This window comes from Achromobacter sp. SX5, assembly GCF_056711425.1.
This window is the reverse complement of sequence record NZ_CM160041.1, coordinates 867,233-886,196: the sequence shown is the minus strand read 5'-3', so window position 1 is coordinate 886,196 and position 18,964 is coordinate 867,233. Positions and strand designations below refer to the sequence as shown.

At 70.4% G+C, this 18,964-nt stretch carries 15 protein-coding genes; 3 read left to right on the top strand and 12 right to left on the bottom strand.

The genetic code is table 11. The features are described from left to right. The first annotated feature begins 86 nt into the window (after positions 1-86). Entirely contained in the window at positions 87-1,406 is a 1,320-nt protein-coding gene (gene fahA, locus AC1M14_RS04050) for a fumarylacetoacetase (protein ID WP_102774001.1), read from the top strand. 22 nt (positions 1,407-1,428) lie between these two features. On the opposite strand, the gene AC1M14_RS04045 is transcribed toward fahA, so the two are convergent. The 8 genes from AC1M14_RS04045 to AC1M14_RS04010 form a co-directional block, all read right to left on the bottom strand. Further along, positions 1,429-2,331 (bottom strand): acyltransferase, encoded by a 903-nt coding sequence (locus AC1M14_RS04045; RefSeq protein ID WP_102774180.1) that lies wholly within the window; start codon positions 2,329-2,331, stop codon positions 1,429-1,431. A 200-nt stretch (positions 2,332-2,531) separates the two neighbouring features. Further along, complete coding sequence (locus AC1M14_RS04040) at positions 2,532-4,427, bottom strand: LTA synthase family protein (protein WP_479731040.1); 1,896 nt, start codon at positions 4,425-4,427, stop codon at positions 2,532-2,534. 127 nt (positions 4,428-4,554) lie between these two features. Further along, positions 4,555-5,283 (bottom strand): FadR/GntR family transcriptional regulator, encoded by a 729-nt coding sequence (locus tag AC1M14_RS04035; RefSeq protein ID WP_102774003.1) that lies wholly within the window; start codon positions 5,281-5,283, stop codon positions 4,555-4,557. Positions 5,284-5,378: 95 nt separating this feature from the next. Continuing rightward, entirely contained in the window at positions 5,379-6,107 is a 729-nt protein-coding gene (locus AC1M14_RS04030; protein ID WP_209164507.1) for a phosphatase PAP2 family protein, read from the bottom strand. Positions 6,108-6,170: 63 nt separating this feature from the next. Continuing rightward, positions 6,171-7,517 (bottom strand): sensor histidine kinase, encoded by a 1,347-nt coding sequence (locus AC1M14_RS04025; protein WP_479731039.1) that lies wholly within the window; start codon positions 7,515-7,517, stop codon positions 6,171-6,173. Beyond that, positions 7,514-8,230 carry a response regulator transcription factor gene (locus AC1M14_RS04020; protein ID WP_102774006.1) on the bottom strand — a complete coding sequence of 239 codons (717 nt, stop codon included), beginning with the start codon at positions 8,228-8,230 and terminating at the stop codon, positions 7,514-7,516. Before AC1M14_RS04020 ends, AC1M14_RS04025 begins: the two co-directional genes overlap by 4 nt. 15 nt (positions 8,231-8,245) lie before the next feature. Then, positions 8,246-9,661: an FAD-binding oxidoreductase gene (locus AC1M14_RS04015; protein WP_479731038.1), complete on the bottom strand. Its 1,416-nt coding sequence runs from the start codon at positions 9,659-9,661 to the stop codon at positions 8,246-8,248. Between the two features lie 105 nt (positions 9,662-9,766). Further along, positions 9,767-10,396, bottom strand: a complete 630-nt coding sequence (locus tag AC1M14_RS04010) for a BPTD_3102 family carboxylase-like protein (protein ID WP_102774007.1) — start codon at positions 10,394-10,396, stop codon at positions 9,767-9,769. Between the two features lie 212 nt (positions 10,397-10,608). Between AC1M14_RS04010 and AC1M14_RS04005 the strand changes: the two genes are divergently transcribed. Together AC1M14_RS04005 and pgi are read left to right on the top strand one after the other, a co-directional pair. Continuing rightward, positions 10,609-12,015, top strand: coding sequence for a phosphomannomutase/phosphoglucomutase (locus AC1M14_RS04005; protein ID WP_102774008.1), 1,407 nt, complete (start codon positions 10,609-10,611; stop codon positions 12,013-12,015). Between the two features lie 7 nt (positions 12,016-12,022). After that, positions 12,023-13,576 carry a glucose-6-phosphate isomerase gene (gene pgi / locus AC1M14_RS04000; RefSeq protein ID WP_479731037.1) on the top strand — a complete coding sequence of 518 codons (1,554 nt, stop codon included), beginning with the start codon at positions 12,023-12,025 and terminating at the stop codon, positions 13,574-13,576. A gap of 13 nt (positions 13,577-13,589) precedes the next feature. Here pgi and AC1M14_RS03995 read toward each other — a convergent pair whose 3' ends face one another. Genes AC1M14_RS03995 through asnB form a run of 4 tightly spaced genes read right to left on the bottom strand, consistent with a single transcriptional unit; the run spans position 13,590 to position 18,921 of the window. Then, the gene (locus tag AC1M14_RS03995; protein WP_209164511.1) at positions 13,590-14,723 is read right to left on the bottom strand and encodes a glycosyltransferase family 4 protein; all 1,134 of its coding nucleotides are present in this window, start codon (positions 14,721-14,723) and stop codon (positions 13,590-13,592) included. Beyond that, the gene (locus tag AC1M14_RS03990) at positions 14,720-15,877 is read right to left on the bottom strand and encodes a glycosyltransferase family 4 protein (protein ID WP_181390982.1); all 1,158 of its coding nucleotides are present in this window, start codon (positions 15,875-15,877) and stop codon (positions 14,720-14,722) included. Before AC1M14_RS03990 ends, AC1M14_RS03995 begins: the two co-directional genes overlap by 4 nt. Next, positions 15,874-16,986: a glycosyltransferase family 4 protein gene (locus tag AC1M14_RS03985; RefSeq protein ID WP_479731036.1), complete on the bottom strand. Its 1,113-nt coding sequence runs from the start codon at positions 16,984-16,986 to the stop codon at positions 15,874-15,876. The genes AC1M14_RS03990 and AC1M14_RS03985 overlap by 4 nt, the downstream gene beginning before the upstream one ends. A 3-nt stretch (positions 16,987-16,989) precedes the next feature. Further along, positions 16,990-18,921, bottom strand: a complete 1,932-nt coding sequence (asnB, locus tag AC1M14_RS03980; protein WP_102774011.1) for an asparagine synthase (glutamine-hydrolyzing) — start codon at positions 18,919-18,921, stop codon at positions 16,990-16,992. Positions 18,922-18,964 lie beyond the last annotated feature (43 nt).

Below are 18,964 nucleotides of genomic sequence, written 5' to 3'. Positions count from 1 at the left end.
GTATGCGGCGATGCGCGCAAGCGCATCGCCGTTTGGCATTTGTCCGGCCACGGCCACCCCATCACTACACAGAGAGACACGCAGCCATGACTACCCCCATCAATGAAACCCACGACCCGTCCTTGAAGAGCTGGGTCGCCAGCGCCAACACGGGCGTCTCGGATTTCCCGGTGCAGAACCTGCCCTACGCGTCGTTCCGCCGCAAGGGCTCGGCCGAGCCGTTCCGCGTGGGCGTCGCCATCGGCGACCAGATCCTGGACCTGTCGGCGCTGGCCGCCAAGCAGCCCTTCGAAGGCCAGGCCGCGCAAGCGCTGGCCGCCTGCGCCTGCGACAGCCTGAACGGGCTGATGGCGCTGGGCCAGGCCCACTGGAGCGCGCTGCGCCTGGCGCTGTCGCGCGCGCTGCGCGAAGGCGCGGCGCTGCGCGCCACCGTCGAGCCGCTGCTGGTGGCCCAGGCCGACGCGGAATACGCCACGCCGGCGCGCATCGGCGACTACACCGACTTCTACATCTCGGTGCACCACGCCACCGCGGTGGGCAAGCAGTTCCGCCCCGACAATCCCCTGCTGCCGAACTACAAGTGGGTGCCCATCGGCTACCACGGCCGCGCCTCCAGCATCGGCGTGGACCAGAAGTTCCCGCGCCCGGTCGGCCAGACCCGCCCGGCCAACGAAGGCGAAACGCCGCAGTTCGGCCCCTGCGCCCGCCTGGACTACGAGCTGGAGCTGGGCATCTTCGTGGGCACCGGCAATCCCCAGGGCGAGCGTATCGGCCTGGCCGATGCCGAATCGCACGTGTTCGGCCTGTGCATCCTGAACGACTGGTCGGCGCGCGACATCCAGGCCTGGGAATACCAGCCGCTGGGGCCCTTCCTGTCCAAGAACTTCGCCTCCACGATTTCGCCCTGGGTCGTCACCATGGAAGCGCTGGAGCCGTTCCGCACCCAATGGGTGCGCGGCCCGTCCGAACCGCAGCCGCTGCCCTACCTGTCGTCCGACGCCAACCGCGCCAAGGGCGCTTTCGACGTGCAGATGCACGTGCTGATGGCCACCGACAAGTCGCGCGCCGAACAACTGCCGCCCGCCGAACTGTCGAGCAGCAACTTCCGCGACGCCTACTGGAACGTGGCGCAGCTGGTCACGCACCACACGGTCAACGGCTGCAACCTGCAGCCGGGCGACCTGCTGGGCACGGGCACCCTGTCGGGTCCGCAGCCGTCCGAGGCCGGTTCGCTGCTGGAGCTGAGCAACGGCGGCAAGACGCCGATCGAGCTGCCCTGGGGCGAAAAGCGCACCTTCCTGCAGGACGGCGACCAGATCATCATCCGCGCCGAATGCGTGAAGGCGGGCTATCCGCGCATCGGCTTTGGCGAAAGCTCGGGCACCGTGCTGCCGGCGCGCATGTAATCGAAGGCGGCGGCGCGCGCGCTCAGTCGGGGCGGCGCGCCATCAGCCGCTCGATCTCGTCGTCCTTGGCCTGCCACTGCTCCCCCAGCCAATGGTGGAAGGTGGCGCGAAAGGCCTTGTCGCGGGAATAGTCGGCCTCGCAGAAGGCCGGCGGCACCGGCAGCTGCCTCATGCGCACGGCCACGGGGCCGGCGCGGCCGCAGGCGAAATCCCAGAAGCTGGGTATGCCCTCGGGATAAACGATGGTGGCGTCTATCATCGAGCGGAAGCGTGCGCCCATGGCGTTCAGCGCCACCGCCAGCCCGCCCGCCTTGGGTTTGAGCAGATGGCGGTACGGCGAGGACTGCGCGACGCGCTTGGCTTCGCTGAAGCGCGTGCCTTCGGCAAATACCATCACGCTGGTCGGCACCAGCGAAAACTTGGCGCAGGCGCGCCTCGCGGCTTCCTGGTCCTCGCGCCCCAGCGCCGGATTGCGGCGCAGCTCGGCCTTGCCGTGGCGCTTCATGAACGGAAAATCCAGCGCCCACCACGCCAGCCCGATCACCGGCACGTAGATCAGCTGCTGCTTGAGAAAGAACTTCAGAAGCGGAATGCGCCGGTTCAGCGTGCGTTGCAGAACGAAGATGTCGACCCAGGACTGGTGGTTGCAATTGACCAAGTACCAGTCGGCATAGCGCAGCCCGGCGTTGCCGCGCACGTCCCAGGGCGCGTGCTGTATCCAGGCCAGCCAGCCCGCGTTGCACGACACCCAGGCGGTGGCGATGGCGTTGAGCACCGGATCGACCAGCCGCCTGACCGCTGCGAACGGCAGCAGCAGCTTGAGCAGCGCCACCGGAAACAGCAGCAGGCACCAGAACAGCGTGCTGGCGGCCAGCAGCGCCACGCTGACCACGCCGGTCAGCCAGGCCAGCCGGCCGCGCGGCACGGGCAAGGGACGGCGCCGGGACATGCGCCGCGGCAGCGCGTCGGCGAGATCGGCCGTGCGGGCCGGGTCCGCGGAGCGGTCCGCTGAGGAATGGTCTGGAATATGCATGGACGCCAGTGTGCGGCCGGCGCGCGAAAAACGGCTTGCGCGCGATCAAGCCGGCCGGCATGGGGCAGCGCCCCGTCCCGGCCGACCCGGCCTCAGGGCAGGCGGTATTTCTCTTCGCGATAGGCCCAGCTGGCCCACAGCGCGTGCGCCAGGGCTTCCCGCGTGAGCTGCGGGTCCGCCGGCAGCACCGGCTCGTAGACCTCGTCGCGGCCCACCGGCGCGGCCTCGTAGCGGAATTCCTTGGGCGATTTGGACGGCTCCAGCACCAGCAGCTTGTCGCCCTGGAGGTAACCGAAGTTGTCCGCGTACTGCATGATGGCCCGGTTCGGATCGCGCTGCGTCAGGTCCGCCCCCAGCATCGGGTTGACGTTGTCCAGCCCGATCAGCGAGAGCAGCGTGGGCGCCATGTCGATCTGGCTGACCAGGCGCTGGTCCTGGCGCGGCGCGATGCCCGCCCCCAGGATCAGCGCCGGGATCTGGAAATGCCGCACCGGCACCGGAATCGAGCCGTAGACGCGCGAATCGTGATCGGCGATCACCAGGAACACGGTGTTGTTCCAGTACGGCGCCTGCCTGGCCTTGTCGAAGAACTGCCCCAGCGCCCAGTCCGCGTAGCGCACCGTGTTGTCCACCGTGGCGGGATCGCCCACCGGCGCGATGCGCCCGGGGGGGTATTCCCAGGGCGAGTGGTTGGTGACCGAGAACGCCAGCGTGAACACCGGCTTGTCGCCGTCGGCGCGCAGCAGGCGGTCGACCTGGTTGAACATGTCTTCGTCGGACGCGCCCCACGAGCCTTCGAACACCGGGTCCACGAACTTGGAGCGGTCCACGATTTCATCGAAGCCGTTGCCCAGGAAGAAGGCGCGCATGTTGTCGAAGTGCGATTCGCCGCCGTACACGAAGCGCGAGCGGTAGCCGTGCTTGCCCAGCAGCTGCGCCAGCGTGAAGAAGCCGGTCTGCGAACGCGGCAGCTTCACCACCGCGTCGGCCACGCTGGGCGGAAAGCCCGTGGTCACCGCCTCGATCCCGCGCACCGAGCGCGTGCCGGTGGCGTAGGCGCGGTGGAACATCCAGCCCTCCTTGCCCAGCCGGTCGAGGTTCGGCGTCAGGTCGCGCCCGCCCAGGCTGCCCACGTACTGCGCGCCCAGGCTTTCCTGCAGGATGATGACCACGTTCAGGGGCTTGTCGCGGCGCACCGTGGCCTTTTGTTCGTGCAGGCTGGGATAGCGCGGGTCCAGCGGCGCGCCGGCCATGCCGGCCTTCTCGCGCACGATGGCGTTCATTTCGTCGACCGGCATGCTGGGATACATGGCGGCCGACGAGCGTTCGTCGCGCATGCGGTAGGCGGCGTCGAACACGCTGTAAAGCGAATTCAGCGCCAGCGCGTTGACCATCGCGTCGGAGCTGAACGCGACCTTGGCGGGGTTGATCGGCCGGTGCTCCAGCGTGCCGCGCGCGCCCAGGAACACCAGCGCCAGGATCACGAACGAAGCCAGCGGCCGCTTCCACCACGCCATGAAAGGATCGCGGGCGCGGGTCGGGAACAGCCTGACCGCGATCCACGCGGCCAGCACCAGCACCACCAGCGCGGTGAACAGCACGCCCTTGTAGCCCTGCCAAAGCATGGACCCGACTTCCTTCGGGTTGAGCAGGTAGATGAAGTACAGCCGGTTCGGCCGCGTGTCGTATTCGGCGATGAACTGCGGCGTGGAGACTTCCAGCAGCACGTACAGCATCCACCAGACGCGGAACCACCAGGCCGTGATGCGCGCGGCCAGCGGCCGGTGCCCGAACCAGGGCGACAGCACCGCGGGCAGCGCGATCACCATGGACATCAGGCACACGTCGATGCGCAGGCCGCCCAGCAGCAGGGGGCCGAGTCCGCCGGCGGCCTGCACCCGGTCCCACATCCAGAAGGCCAGGCCCAGGCGCGACAGCGTCAGCAGCGCCAGGATGGCAATGATGAAACGTAGCGTCAGGCGGCGCATGCAACCGCCTCCCGGCCCTGGAGAGCCTGCCCGATGAAAACGAACTTGATTGATATGCCGAGCAGAACCATGCGGCCTCGTGGTCGAAAAAAGAAGACGGGCAAGATTAACGCGGTTTGGCGCCGCCCTACTGCGCGCGCCGCAGCCGTTCGCGGCTATTGCTCAGGTGCGTGCGCATGGCCGCGCGCGCGCCTTCGGCGTCCTGGCGCAGGACGGCGTTGTAGATGTCCTCGTGCTCGAGGTTCACCCGCGCCAGGTAGGCGGCCCGGTCCTCGTGCGCGAATTTCGCCGAATTGATGCGGGTGCGCGGGATGATGGCCGCCCCCAGGTGGGACATGAGGTCGGCGAAGTAGCGGTTGTCGGTGGCCTGCGCGATCAGCAGGTGGAACTGGAAATCCGGCGTGACCGTGTCGCCGCCGCCGTCGAGCGCGCCCTTGAACGCATCGAGCGCGCGCCGCATCTCCTGCAGCTGGGCGTCGCTGCGCCGCAGCGCGGCCAGGCTGGCGGCCTCGCTTTCCAGGCAGATGCGCAATTCCAGCAGCACCAGCACGTCGCGCACGGTGGCGATGTCGGCCGGGTCCACCCGGAAATCGCCGCCGCCGCTGGGCTCCAGCGCGTAGGTGCCCACGCCATGATGGGTCTCGACCAGGCCCGAGGCCTGGAGCCGCGACAGGGCTTCGCGCACCACGGTGCGGCTGACGCCGAATTCGCGCATGATTTCGGCTTCGGTCGGCAGCTTGTCGCCCGGCCGGATCTGGCCGCCGCGGATGCGCTGCCCGATGCTTTCGACCAGGCCCTGGGCCAGGTTGCGCGGGCGGCGCCGCGGCAGGACGGGAGGTTCGACGGGAGCGTTCATCAGAAGAATCCGGAAGCGGTTGCACAACGCGAGGCGCTGAAAAAACCGCGCCTGTCGATTATACGGTCGGGGAAATGGTTGTACGACAACCGGGGTCAGGCCTGGCCGCCACCGCGCCGGCCCACGATCAGCGGATAGAAGAACAGCGCCGCCAGCAGCCACAGCAGCGCCGCCGACCAGAGCGTCTGGCTCAGGAAATGGGCGCCCTGCAGGATGCGCACTGCGGAAAACCCCAGCCCGGCGGCGATGCCGACGGCCAGCCCCCACCAGCGCAGGGCCGGCCGGCCCAGCGACCAGCCGGCGAAATACAGCACCAGCATCGAATAGCCCGCGCCCGCATGGCCGCTGGGCAGCGCGCCGCCGGCCTTGGCGCGGGCCCAGGTCCACCAGTGCTGCGGATAGGGGGTGTAGCCGCCCAGCGTGTCCAGGTCGTAGGGACGCGGCAGCGTGGTGTGGTGCTTCAGCGCCTGCACCAGCATCTGCCCCGCCAGGCAGGTGGCGGCCACGGCCAGCGCCGGCGCGCGCCAGCGCCGCCATGCGGGGATACGGTAGCTGGCCGCCGCGACCGCCACCGCGGCCAGCGCCACGCCGATCGGCAGGGCCAGCACCATGCGGTGCCCGATCAGTTCCAGCCAGCGGTTGGCGCGCAGCGGGAAGTCGTCCAGCGCCGGATCGAACAGCGCGGCGGCGATGCGCAGGTCCAGCCCCGAGGCGTTGGCCCACCAGGCCAGGCCGGCCAGCGCCAGCGTCACGGCGATGACGTGGGTAAACAGGTATGAGGCGGCCGTCGGCGCGCGCAGCGCGGGCAACGTCAGGGGCGGCATGGTCGAGGACGGAAGGAGCTTCGGGCAAACGAAAAGCGTAAGCCGCCAAAAGTCGAAATTTCGTCAAATTCGGGGCTGCGCGGCCCCCTCGCCCTCGCCGGTGTCCTCGAAGCGCAACATGAAGCGGGTGCCGCGCGCCTGGCCCTCGCGGGCGGACTCGACGCCGAGCGACCAGCCCTGCATGTCACAGACGCGCTTGGCGATCGCCAGGCCCAGCCCGCGCGCCGTCTCCTCGGCCGCGCCCCCGCCCGCATCCCGCATGCGGCCGCTGTAGTAGCGGCGGAACAGGAACGGCAGGTCGTCGGCGGCGATGCCCTTGCCGTCGTCGGCCAATTCCAGCCCGCCGTCGCCGGCCAGGCGCGCGGTCAGCGTGGCCGGCGCGGCATGCTCCATCGCGTTGCGCACCAGGTTGCGCAGCACCGTCAGCAGCGCGTAGCGGTCCAGCGTGCGGACGTGCCCGGCCGCGATCCGGTTGTCGAACCGCAGCCCGGCCTGCGCCGCCTGGGCCTCGTAGCCGCGCCAGGCGTCCTCCATGCAGGCGGCCAGGTCCACGGGCTCCGGCTCGCGCAGCTGGTCGCGCGCCATCGCGCGGGCGCTTTCCAGGCTGACGATGACGTCGTCCACGTTGTTCACCACGCGCGCCAGGCGCTCGCGCTGGTCCGGGGTCAGCGTCTGGGTCAGCAGCATCAGCTCGCTGTCCGAGCGGATCGCGGCCAGCGGCGTGCGCACTTCGTGGCTCAGGTTGCCGGCGAATTCGCGCTCGCGGGCGATGGAGCGGTCGACCTGGTTCTGCACCCGGTTGAAGGCCTCGATCAGGCGGCCGGCCTCGTCGTCGCGCGTGACGGCCATGTCGGGCGCGCCCGGCGCCCAGGTCGCCAGCCGGTCGGTCAGGTCCAGCAGCGGGCTGACCGCGACCGCGGCCACGCGCCGCGACAGCGCATAGGCGCCCACCACGCAGATGGCGCCCACCCCCAGCACGATCAGGCCGAAGTCGTGGACCCGCTCTTCGTTGTCGGTGGCGTCGTACAGCAGGTAGACCTTGCCGCGGCCGGTGTCGGCCACCATGACGTGCCAGGTGTAGGGGCCGGGCTCGATCAGGTGCAGGCCGCTGTCCAGCGCCAGGATTTCCTCGGGAATGCCTTCGGGGCGGTTGCCGTCCACGCTCATCCAGGCGCGCATGGCGCCGCCCAGCTCGCGCACGCCCGTGCGCGGCAGAAAGCCGTCGCTGACCCGCGCATGCTGGACCAGCCGGTCCATTTCGGTGTTGAGAATGTCGTTGACCAGATCGTCTTCCATCTGGTCGAAGGTCAGGTAGGCCAGCAGCGCCAGCGCGGTCACGAACAGCGCCACCGTGCCGGTCAGCGCCCATACCACCCGCTGGGTCAGGGTGCCGCCGGCGGCCGGCGTCATGGCGCCGCCCCGTTGTCCAGCGACAGGCGCCAGCCGGTGCCGTGTATGGTCTCGATGCCGTCGAAGCCCGCGTCGGCCAGCGCCCGGCGCAGCAGGTGCACCTGGCTGCGCAGCGCGTCGGAGGACGGCGGCTCGTTGCCCCACAGCACCGATTCCAGTTCCTCGCGCGAGACCACCCTGCCCGGATCGCGCAGCAATGCTTCGATGATGAGGCCGGCCTTGCGCGTCAGATGCACCGGCTGGCCATGGACCGACACCTCGCGGCTGCGGGTGTCGTATTGCAGCGGGCCGAAGGTGCGCACCGAATCCACGGTCGAGCCCTGGGCGCGCTGGATCAGCGCAAGCAGGCGCGCCTCGACCTCCAGCAGCGCGAAGGGCTTGGTGAGGTAATCGTCGGCGCCGTGCGAGAAGCCGGCCAGCTTGTCTTCCAGGCTGTCGCGCGCGGTCAGCATCAGCACCGGCAGGGCCAGGCGCCGCTCGTTGCGCAGCGTGTGCAGCACGGCGTTGCCGTCCATGCCGGGCAGGCCGATGTCCAGGATCAGCGCGTCGAAACGCTGTTCCGCCAGCCGCTGCAGCGCCGCCGGCCCGGAATAGGCCGTGTCCGGCAGAAAGCCTCGGGCTTCCAGGAAGGTGTACAGATTGCCGGCGATGACAGGGTCGTCCTCGACGATCAGGACTCTGCAATTCGCGCCCGCTGCGGGACTGGCTGCCATGGTCGGGGTTCTCTTCTAGGCCTGCAGGACCTTGCCTGGATTCATGAGGCCCCGCGGGTCCAGCGCCTGCTTGATCCTGCGCATCAGGGCCAGCTCCACCGGGCTCTTGTAGCGGGGCAGCTCGTCGCGCTTGAGCTGGCCCACGCCGTGCTCGGCGCTGATCGAACCGTGGTGGGCGTGCACGCTGTCGTGCACTACCTCGTAGATCTCGCCCTGCAGGGCCAGCAGTTCGGCTTCGGTCTGGCCCGGCGCATGAGCCACGTTGTAGTGCAGGTTGCCGTCGCCCAGGTGGCCGAAGACCACGTGGCGCACGCCGGGAAAGCGCGCCTGCAGCAGGCCGTTGGTCTTGTGCACGAAGCCGGCGATGGCGGAGATGGGGATGGACACGTCGTGCTTGACCGACTTGCCCAGTTCGGCCTCGGCCAGCGGAATGCTTTCGCGCAGGTGCCACAGCGCCCTGCTCTGCGCCACGTTGGCGGCGATGGCCGCGTCCTTGACCAGCCCGTCCTCGATGGCCGCGCCCAGCACCGCTTCGAAGCGTTCGCGCGCATGCGCCTCGCTTTCGCTGTCGGACAGTTCGAGCAGGGCGAACCACGGCGAGGCCGCGGAATCGCCCTCGAACGGCAGGCGCTGCTGCGGGAACAGGCGCACCACCGCCTGCAGGCAGGCGCCGCTCATGAGCTCGAAGCCGGTCAGCGCGGCGCCGAAGCCGGCACGGGCGCGCGACAGCAGCTCCACGGCGCCGTCTAGGGTGTCCAGCGTCAGCAGCGCGGTGCACGAGGCCACCGGCCGGGGATACAGCTTGAGCGTGGCCGCGGTGATGATGCCCAGCGTGCCCTCGCTGCCGATGTACAGGTCGCGCAGGTCGTAGCCGGTGTTGTCCTTGCGCAGGCCGCGCAGGCCGTTCCAGATCTCACCGTCCGGCGTCACGACTTCCAGGCCCAGCGTGAGCTCGCGCGTGTTGCCGTAGCGCAGCACCTGCGTGCCGCCGGCGTTGGTGGCGAGATTGCCCCCGATGGTGCAGCTGCCTTCGGCGGCCAGGCTCAGCGGAAACAGCCGGTCGGCCGCGGCCGCGGCCTCTTGCACGGCCTGCAGCACGCAGCCGGCCTCCACGGTGATGGTGTCGTTGTCGGTGTCCAGCGCGCGCACGGCGGTCAGGCGGGCGGTGGAAAGGACGATGGCCGTGCCGGAGGCGTCGGGCGTGGCGCCGCCGCACAGCCCGGTATTGCCGCCCTGCGGCACCAGCGGCACGCCATGCCTGGCGCACAGCTTCACCGCCGCCGCCACTTCCCCGGTGGAGCCCGGGCGGATCACCGCCAGCGCCGCGCCCTTGTAGCGGCGGCGCCAGTCCAGCACGTAGGAATCGGCGTCGGCGCCGGTCAGGACGTGGGCAGGGCCCAGCAGGGACTGTAGATCGCTCAGCAAAGTCATACGCGCCGCATGAATGGAATGCGCCATGGAATGCGCCGGCACGGTCCGCCGGTCGCGGGATACGGAAATCTGCGGACTATTGTAGGGGCTGACGCGCCGCGCGACCTAGCCTACCGCCTGGTCCAGCCGCGTGCCCGTGAGGCCGGAGCAGAAGGCGCGCGAGGCGATGCGGTTCATCAGAAAGGCGCGGTCCACGCCCGCGGGGCCGGGCATCTCGGACAGGGCGCGGTAGGCGCGGCGCAGGGCCTCGCCGCGGGTCGCCCCGCAGACCAGCAGCCGCGTGCACGGAAGGCGCCGGTCGACGCAGCCGTCGATGCGCACTTCCAGCGCGTGGGCGGCGACCGGCTCGCAGTCCGCGACCGCCGCGCCGGCATGCGCCCGGGCTTCGGCGTCGATCACGCGGAACACGCCGCTGCGGTCGTCCAGCGCGAAAGCCACCGTGCCCATGCCCTGCCAGCCGCGGTCGCGCGCCACGTCGGCGGCGACCGCGCGCAAGGCGTTCTCGACCGATACGGGCAGGTGCGGCGCGGGGCACTCGGCGATCAGGACGCGGGCCTCGCGCCAGACGCAGCGCTCCCAGGCGCGGCCCGTGGCCAGGGCGCCCGAATCGGCGATGTAGACGTGGACGTCGAGGCGGCGCTCGCGGCCGGGGGCCGGCCCGGCCTGATCCGTGGGAGGGCCCCGCCGGCTGCTGGCGCCTCCCGATGACATGACAGTAGAAACTTTGGCAGCCATGGCCCCTCCCGGTCTTTCTGCTTGCATAGCAAGCGTATCACCTTCGGGCGTCCGGCAATTTCCGCCCCGGACGAACCGGGGGCAAACGCCCTACGGCATTCGTCCGATGAAGGCCGACCTCCAATGGGGGATAATTCGCCCTGGCCAGTCGCCAAGCGCATCTTGCTATACGGGTTTACCATTAACCCATTGAGACTTTGCGCTGTAACCCTATGAAAGGAATCGCCGTGGGCAACAACACGCAATTTCCCGCCGCCGTCTTCAAGGCCTATGACATCCGCGGCACCGTGCCGGACCTGATCGACGCCGGCTTCGCCCGCGCGCTGGGCGCGGCGCTGGCCGCGCGTGCCCGCGAGCAAGGCGTGCAGACCCTGGTCGTCGGCCGCGACGGCCGCCTGAGCAGCGAAATGCTGTCGGTGGCGCTGCAGGAAGGCATGCTGGAAGGCGGCGTGGATACGCTGGATATCGGCATGGTGCCCACGCCGCTGGTGTATTTCGCCGCCAACGTCATGCAGACCGGCTCGGGCGTGGCCATCACCGGCAGCCACAATCCGCCCAAGTACAACGGCTTCAAGATGATGATGGGCGGACGCGCCCTGTACGGCGAAGACGTGCAGGCGCTGGCGGCCAGCATGAACGCCGGCGCGGCCGCGCCCGCCGCGCGCCCCGGCACGCGCCGCCAGCTCGACCTGGTGGCCGCCTACGTCGCGCGCGTGGCCTCGGGCGTCAAGCTCGCCCGCCCCATGAAGATCGCCATCGACTGCGGCAACGGCGTGGCCGGCGCGGTCGCGCCGGCGCTGTTCCGCGCGCTGGGCTGCGAGGTCACCGAGCTGTTCTGCGAGGTCGATGGCAACTTCCCCAACCACCACCCCGACCCGGCCGAACCCAAGAACCTGCAGGACCTGATCAAGTGCGTGGCCGAGACCGACTGCGAACTGGGCCTGGCCTTCGACGGCGACGGCGACCGCCTGGGCGTGGTCACCAAGTCCGGCCAGATCGTCTGGCCCGACCGCCAGCTGGTGCTGTTCGCGCGCGACGTGCTGGAACGCAATCCCGGCGCCACCATCATCTACGACGTGAAGTGCAGCCGCCACGTCGGCCTGTCGGTCGAGGCGGCCGGCGGCGTGCCGCTCATGTGGAAGACCGGCCATTCGCTGGTCAAGGCCAAGCTGGCCGAAACCGGCGCGCCGCTGGCCGGCGAAATGAGCGGCCACATCTTCTTCAAGGAACGCTGGTACGGCTTCGACGACGGGCTCTACACCGGTGCGCGCCTGCTGGAGATCGTGTCGCGCGCCGCCGATCCCTGCGCCATGCTGGAAGCCCTGCCCCAGGACGTCTCCACGCCCGAGCTCAAGCTCGAAATGGAAGAAGGACAGCCTTTCGCGCTGGTCCAGGCGCTGCAGGACCAGGGCCAGTTCCCGGGCGCCAAGCGCGTCATCACCATCGACGGCGTGCGCGCCGAATATCCGGACGGTTTCGGCCTGGCGCGTCCGTCGAACACCACGCCGGTCGTCGTGCTGCGGTTCGAAGCGCAGACGGCCGAGGCGCTGCAACGCATCCAAGCCGACTTCCGCCGCGAATTGAGCAAGCTCGCGCCGCAAGCCCATCTGCCTTTCTAGACTGCTTATGCCGTTATCCCACAGCCCTGCGTGGCAACAGTTCATCGCCGCAACCCGTGCCGCCCCGAAAAGGGGGGAACAGCTGCGGGTGATCAGCGCCCCGGGGCTGCGCCTGGACCTCAGCGCGCAGGCCTATTCGCCGGCGCTGCAGCAGGCCGAGGCCGCGCTGCTGGCGCAGCAGGGCTTCGAGGCCGCGCGCGCGCGCCTGTTCGACGGCGGCAACGCCAACTGGACCGAAGAGCGCGCCGCCTGGCATACCGCGCTGCGCGCCGCCGAGCCGCCGGCCATGGTGGCCAAGGCCGTGCTGGCCGAGCGCGAACGCATGCGCGAATTCGTGCGCAAGGCCGACGCCGCCGACCGCTACGGCTGTGTGCTGCACCTGGGCATAGGCGGCAGCGACTGGGGCCCGCGCATGGTGACGCGGGCCTTGCGCCACGGCGGGGTGCGCCGCGAGGTGCGCTTCGCCTCCAACGTGGACTCGCATTCGGTCGCCGAAGCCATGAGCCACCTGGACCCGCATGACACCCTGGTCATCGTCGCGTCCAAGTCGTTCACCACCACCGAACCGCTGGCCAACGCCGAAGTGGCGATGAACTGGCTGCGCGACGCCGGCGTGGCCGATCCCATCCGGCAGGTCGTGGCCATCACTGCCAACGTCGAGGCCGCGCTCAACCTCGGCATCCTGCCCGACCACATCTTCCAGATCTGGGACTGGGTGGGCGGACGCTATTCGCTGTGGTCGGCCATCGGCCTGCCGATAGCGCTGGCGCTGGGCAACGAGGTGTTCGAACAGTTGCTGGCCGGCGCGGCCGCCATGGACGAGCATTTCCGCAACGCGCCCATCGAGGAAAACGCGCCGGTGCAGCTGGCGTTGGCCGGCGTGGTCAATCGCAGCGTGCTGGGCTACGACTCGCTGGTGATCGCGCCGTACGACTCGCGCCTCTACCACCTGGTGCCCTGGGCCCAGCAGCTGGAAATGGAATCGCTGGGCAAGGTCGCCACCGCCGACGGCAGCCCCGCCGGCGTGCCCACCGGCCCGGCCGTGTGGGGCATGCCGGGCACCGACTGCCAGCACACGTTCTTCCAATGGCTGCACCAGGACACCGCCGGCGCGCCGGTCGATTTCATCCTGTGCGAGCAGCCCGCCCACGCCTATGCGCGGCACCACGAACTGCTGATCGCCAACTGCCTGGCGCAGCGCTCGGCGCTGCTGCGCGGCAAGACCTACGAGGAAGCGCTGGCCGAAACCTCGGCGACCGAGCGCGACCCGGCGCGCGCGCGGCGCCTGGCGCGCCATCGCGTGCATCCGGGCGGGCGCCCGTCGTCGCTCATCGTGCTGCCGCGCCTGGAGGCCTACACGCTGGGCGCGCTGCTGGCCCTGTACGAGCACAAGGTGTTCACGCAGGGCGTGATCTGGGGCATCAATCCCTTCGATCAGTGGGGGGTCGAGTTCGGCAAGGTCCTGGCCAAGGGCATCATGCACGAGCTGGACGCGCCGCAGGCGATCGAGCAGGACCCTTCCACCCGCTACTGGATCGACGCCATCGCGCGCCGCCACTGAGGCGGCAAAGGCCTCAGCCGCCCAGCGCGTCGTAGATGCCGACGTGGATGCGGGCGACCCGCTCGATATCGAATTCGCGTTCGGCCAGCGCCCTGCCCGCCGCGCCCATGGACTGGCGCAGCGCCGCGTCGCCGGCCAGGCGGGCGATGGCGTCGGCCAGCCCCCGGGCATCGCGCACCGGCACCAGCACGCCGGTCTCGCCCGGCTCGATGGCGTCGCGGCAGCCCGGCACGTCGGTGGTCACCACCGCGCGCCCGCAGGCCGCGGCTTCCAGCAGGGACTTGGGCAGCCCCTCGCGGTACGAGGGCAGCACGGCGATGTGCGAGGCCGCGTACAGCCCGGCCACGTCGCTGCGTTCGCCCAGCGCGCGCACGCAGCCTTCACGCTCCCAGGCCTGCACCTCTTCGGGGGTGGCGGAAGTCGGGTTGCCGGCGTCCACGCCGCCCACCAGCTGCATCGTCACCGGCACGCCGCGCTCGCGCAGCAGCCGCGCCGCCTGCACGAATTCCTGCACGCCCTTGTCGCGCAGCAGGCGCGCCACCATCGTCACGACCACGGGCGGGGCCGGCGGCTCGGGCACGGCGCGGTAGGCCTGCAGGTCCACGCCCGCGCCGCGGATCAGCACCACCTGGCCGTCGCGCACCGCGCCCAGCGACTTGAGCAGGTCGCGGTCGCTGGCGTTCTGGAAGATCACGCGGCTGTTCGGATGGCCCAGCGCCAGCCGGTACAGGCGCGCCACCACGGCGCGCACCAGCCGCATCTTGAGCGAATTGGACAGGAACACGAAGCCCAGCCCCGAGATCGCCGCGACCATGCCCGGCACGCGGGTCAGGCGCGCGGCGATGCCGCCGTAGAGCACCGGCTTGATGGTGACCAGGTGCACGATGTCCGGACGCAGTCGCCGGAACAGGCGCACCAGCGCCAGCAGCGTGCCCAGCTCCTGCAAGGGATGCTTGCCGCTGCGCGTCATGGGAATGGCGTGGTGCGCCATACCCAGCGCCTCGATCTCGGCCACGGCCGGGCCGTCCATGGTGGCGACGTGGATCTCGTAGCCGGCGCGCTGCGCCGCCAGCGCCACCGGCACGCGATGCGACATGAAGAAGGCCGGATTGTTGACGACGAACAGCAGGCGGCGCGGCGCGCTCATTCTTGCACTCCAGAAATGCGGCGCCATACGGCGATGTAGCTTTGCACCATGCGGGCGAGATCGAACCGTTCCAGCACCCGGGCGCGGGCCGGCTGGCCGGCGCGCTCGCGGCCGCGCGCGGCCACCTCGCGCAGCGCGGTCTCGATGCCGCGCGCCAGCGCCTCGGGCTGCTCGGGCGGCACCACCACGCCGGTGTCGCCGACGATATAGGCCGCGTCGCCGACGTCGGTCACCACGCAATAGACGCCGCAGGCCATGGCCTCGGCGACCACGTTGGGAAATCCTTCGGCGCAGCTCGACAGCACGTGCAGGTCCAGGCCGTTCATGGCCGCGGGCACGTCGTCGCTGGGGCCGGCCAGCACCAGCCGCTCGCGCAGCCCGAGCCGGTCTATCAAAGCGCCCAGCTCGGGGTTGTCGGCCGCCATGCCACGGCCGATCAGCACGCAGCGCAGGCCGCCGTCGCGGCCGTCGCGCACCAGCGCGGCGATGGCGCGCAGCAGGTTGGCGTGATCCTTGAGCGGGTCCCAGCGCGCCACGCAGCCGATCACCGGCGCGTCGTCGGCCAGCCCCCATTGCGCGCGCACGCGGGCGCGCGCGGCCTCGTCGGGCGTATAGCGCGACAGGTCGTAGCCGTTGGAGACGACCACCAGCCGGTCGCGCCGGTAGCCTTTGTCGGCGTGGCGCTCGGCCGCTTTCTGGGCAGCGCACACGATGGCCCGGGGCACCCAGCCCGACAGCAGCGCGCAGGCGCGCAGCACCAGCCGCGCCGAGCGGCTGCTGCGCTCCAGGTGCTCGCCCGAGTTGCGGATGCCCCAGGCGATGGCGCGCACGCCGGCCAGGCGCGCGGCCAGGCCGCCGATCAGGTCGGCGTGGTACATCCAGGTCTGCACCGCGTCCGGACGCGTGCGCGCGATCAGCGCGCGCAGGGCGAGAAAACCGCCTAGGCTGACCCGCCCGCGCTTCATGCCCAGCGCATGCACGGCCACGCCGGCGGCGCGCAGGCGCTCGCCGTATATGCCCTCATCGGTGAGCGAGACCACGGTGTGCTCCACCGCCGCCTCCGGATAGGTGGCCAGGCGCAGCAGCACGGACTCCGCGCCGCCCTGCCCCAGGCCGGTGATCACGTGCATGACGCGCAGCTTGCGGGCGCTCATCGCCCCTCCCTGACCGCGTCGAACAGCTCGTCCCAATGCGCCAGCACGTTGGCGAGCGCGTAGCGCTGGCGCACCGCGGCCGAGGCGCGCAGGCCCAGCTGCTCGCGCAGCCCGGCATCGCTCATGATCCGGCGCAGCGCTTCACGCAGCGCATCGCGGTCGCCGGCCGGCACCAGCAGCGCGTCCTGGCCGTCGCGCGTCATTTCGCGCGGACCGCTGGGGCAGTCGAACGCCACGCAGGGCAGGCCCAGCGACATGGCTTCCAGCAGCACGTTGGGAAAGCCCTCGACCAGCGAACTCAGCACGAAGGCCTGTCCGCGCGCCAGTTCCTCCCACGGCGCCTCGGTGCGGCCGGGCAGGCTGACGCGCGACTGCAGGCCCAGGCGGGCGACGCGTTCTTCCAGGGCGCCGCGCTCCGGCCCCTCTCCCCAGATGCGCAGGTTCCAGTCCGGGAAATCGGGCGCCAGCTGCGCATAGACGTCGATCAGCAGGTCGAACTGCTTGTCGCTCACCAGCCGTCCCATCGCCAGCAGTTCGCGCGGGCCGGCGTCGCGCTGGCGCACCAGCGGCGCGTCCAGCAGCGGCGCGGGCAAGGGATTGGGAATGACCGCCAGGCGCTTGATGCCGGGCACCTGGCGCGCGAACGGACCCGCGGTGTCTTCGGCCTGCACCGTCACCATGTCGGCGCGCGGATACAGCAGGCGGCGCAGCCTGCGCCACACCTTGCCGGTGGTGGTTTCGGCCACGGGATTGGTGCGCTCGCAGACGATGAGCGGCACGCCCAGGCCGCGCGTGGCCAGAATGGCGGCCACGTTGACGTTGGTCAGGAATGAAACCACGACGTCCGGCCGGGTGTCGCGGATATGCCGGCGCAGCGCCAGCAGGCGCGCGAACGCGGCCTTGGCGCCCCCGGCGCGGGTGCCCGCCAGGTCCGCCAGCCAGGCCAGTTTCACCTTGTCCGACAGCGGATAGAAGCAGCTGCCCTTGGAGGAGAAGGTCGGCGTCAGCGTGACGCTGTCGCCCCGCTCGGCCCAGGCGTTGACCAGCGTCGCGGCGACGCGCTCGGCGCCGCCGGCGTGCATGGAACTGACCAGCATCAGTATTTTCATGCGTCAAAGACTCCCAACCGATCCTCCCTGGTTCCTGCCGTTGCGATAGCGGTCCAGCCAGGCCTGCATCATCAGCACGCCCCACAGATGGCTGTCCCAGTTGCGATGGCCCGAGGTGTGTTCGCGCCACTTGCGCAGAATGGGCTCGGGCTCGAACCAGCCTTCCTGGCGCAGGCGCGCCGGGTCCAGCAGCGTATCGGCCCATTCGCGCAAGGGGCCGCGCAGCCACGCGGCCAGCGGCACGGCGAAGCCGCGCTTGGGCCGGTCGACCAGCGCCTGCGGAACGTGGCGGTACAGGACCTGGCGCAGCAGCCATTTGCCGGTGGCGCCGCGCACCTTGTAGCGGTGCGGCAGGCTCCAGGCGAATTCGTAGACGCGATGGTCGATCAGCGGCACGCGCGTCTCCAGGCTGACGGCCATCGCGGCGCGGTCCACCTTGACCAGGATGTCATCGGGCAGGTAGGTGACCGTGTCCAGCTTCATCATGGATTCGAAGGTCGAGCCCTGCATGGCGCGCGCGAATTCCGACACCGGCTCCACGCCGCCCTTGACCACGCTGGACGGGTCGGCCCAGTACGAAACGAAATGGCGGTAGAACTCGCCGCGCGTGTCGGCGCGCAGCAACTCGCCCAGCTTGCCGACCTTGCCGCGCCAGGCGCCGCGCCCGGGCAGCAGCGCCGAGGCGCTCAGCAGCGCGCCGGCGGGCTTGCGCAGCACCGCGGGCACGCGCTCGCACTTCTGCCACCAGTTGTTCACGCGGAAATAACGCGAATAGCCGCCGAACAGCTCGTCGCCGCCGTCGCCCGACAGCGCCACCGTGACGTGCTGGCGCGCCATGCGCGTGACCAGCGACGTCGGGATCTGCGAGGAATCCGCGAACGGTTCGTCGTACATGTCGGCCAGCGTGGGCACCACGGCCAGCGCGTCCTCCGCCGTCACGTACAGCTCGGTGTGGTCGGTGCCGAGGTGCGCGGCCACGGCCTTGGCGTGCTGCGCCTCGTCGTAGCCTTTCTCATGAAAGCCGATGGCGAAGGTGCGCACCGGCTGCGAACTCTGCGCCTGCATCAGCGCGACGATGGTGGACGAATCGATGCCGCCCGACAGGAACGCGCCCAGGCTCACGTCGGCCAGCATCTGGCCGCCCACCGCCTTGGACAGCACGCCTTCGAGCGCCTGCGCGGCCTGCGCGTCGTTGTCGAACGACAGCGGCGACTGCGCGGCGACGTCGGCCGCCTCGCGCGCCGACCAGTACACGCGCGGCTGCGGCATGCGGCGGCTGCGGGTGTCGTCGGCGGTGAATTCGACCCAGGTGCCCGGCGGCAGCTTGGCGATGCCCTGGAAGATCGATTGCGGCGCCGGGATGTAGTTGTGGCGCATGAACGAGGCCAGGGCATTGCGGTTCAGTTCGCCGCCGAAGCCGGGGATCGGCATCAGGCCCTTGAGTTCGGAGGCGAACACCAGTTCCGCGCCCGAATAGCCGTAGTACAGGGGCTTTTCGCCCATGCGGTCGCGCGCCAGCACCAGCTTGCGCGAGGCGCGGTCCCACAGCGCGATGGCGAACATGCCCACCGCGGCCTGCAAGGTGGCCTCGATGCCCAGCGCGGTGAAGCCCGCCAGCAGGGTCTCGGTGTCGGAATGGCCGCGCCAGGACGGCGCCAGCGCCGATTGCTCCAGCTGCTTGCGGATGTCCAGGTGGTTGTAGATCTCGCCGTTGAACACCATGACGTAGCGGCCGCAGGCCGAGGTCATGGGCTGGTGGCCCGCTTCGGTCAGGTCCAGGATCGCCAGGCGCACGTGCGCCAGCGCCAGCTCGGCCTCGGGATCTTCCCAGAAGCCATTGCTGTCGGGCCCGCGGTGGCGGATGCGGCGGCAGCTTTCCGCCAGCACTTGCGCCTTGTTCCCGATGGGGCCCCAGATACCGACTATTCCACACATGATGTTGTTCTCGTGGTCACCGTAGCAACGGCATGACGCGCCC

Bases quoted from the DNA above. Each gene is read 5' to 3' on its own strand.
- fahA (WP_102774001.1), top strand. From the start codon at position 87: ATGACTACCCCCATCAATGAAACCCACGACCCGTCCTTGAAGAGCTGG.
- AC1M14_RS04040 (WP_479731040.1), bottom strand. From the start codon at position 4,427: ATGCGCCGCCTGACGCTACGTTTCATCATTGCCATCCTGGCGCTGCTG.
- AC1M14_RS04035 (WP_102774003.1), bottom strand. From the start codon at position 5,283: ATGAACGCTCCCGTCGAACCTCCCGTCCTGCCGCGGCGCCGCCCGCGC.
- AC1M14_RS04030 (WP_209164507.1), bottom strand. From the start codon at position 6,107: ATGCCGCCCCTGACGTTGCCCGCGCTGCGCGCGCCGACGGCCGCCTCA.
- AC1M14_RS04025 (WP_479731039.1), bottom strand. From the start codon at position 7,517: ATGACGCCGGCCGCCGGCGGCACCCTGACCCAGCGGGTGGTATGGGCG.
- AC1M14_RS04020 (WP_102774006.1), bottom strand. From the start codon at position 8,230: ATGGCAGCCAGTCCCGCAGCGGGCGCGAATTGCAGAGTCCTGATCGTC.
- AC1M14_RS04015 (WP_479731038.1), bottom strand. From the start codon at position 9,661: ATGACTTTGCTGAGCGATCTACAGTCCCTGCTGGGCCCTGCCCACGTC.
- AC1M14_RS04010 (WP_102774007.1), bottom strand. From the start codon at position 10,396: ATGGCTGCCAAAGTTTCTACTGTCATGTCATCGGGAGGCGCCAGCAGC.
- AC1M14_RS04005 (WP_102774008.1), top strand. From the start codon at position 10,609: ATGAAAGGAATCGCCGTGGGCAACAACACGCAATTTCCCGCCGCCGTC.
- pgi (WP_479731037.1), top strand. From the start codon at position 12,023: ATGCCGTTATCCCACAGCCCTGCGTGGCAACAGTTCATCGCCGCAACC.
- AC1M14_RS03995 (WP_209164511.1), bottom strand. From the start codon at position 14,723: ATGAGCGCGCCGCGCCGCCTGCTGTTCGTCGTCAACAATCCGGCCTTC.
- AC1M14_RS03990 (WP_181390982.1), bottom strand. From the start codon at position 15,877: ATGAGCGCCCGCAAGCTGCGCGTCATGCACGTGATCACCGGCCTGGGG.
- AC1M14_RS03985 (WP_479731036.1), bottom strand. From the start codon at position 16,986: ATGAAAATACTGATGCTGGTCAGTTCCATGCACGCCGGCGGCGCCGAG.
- asnB (WP_102774011.1), bottom strand. From the start codon at position 18,921: ATGTGTGGAATAGTCGGTATCTGGGGCCCCATCGGGAACAAGGCGCAA.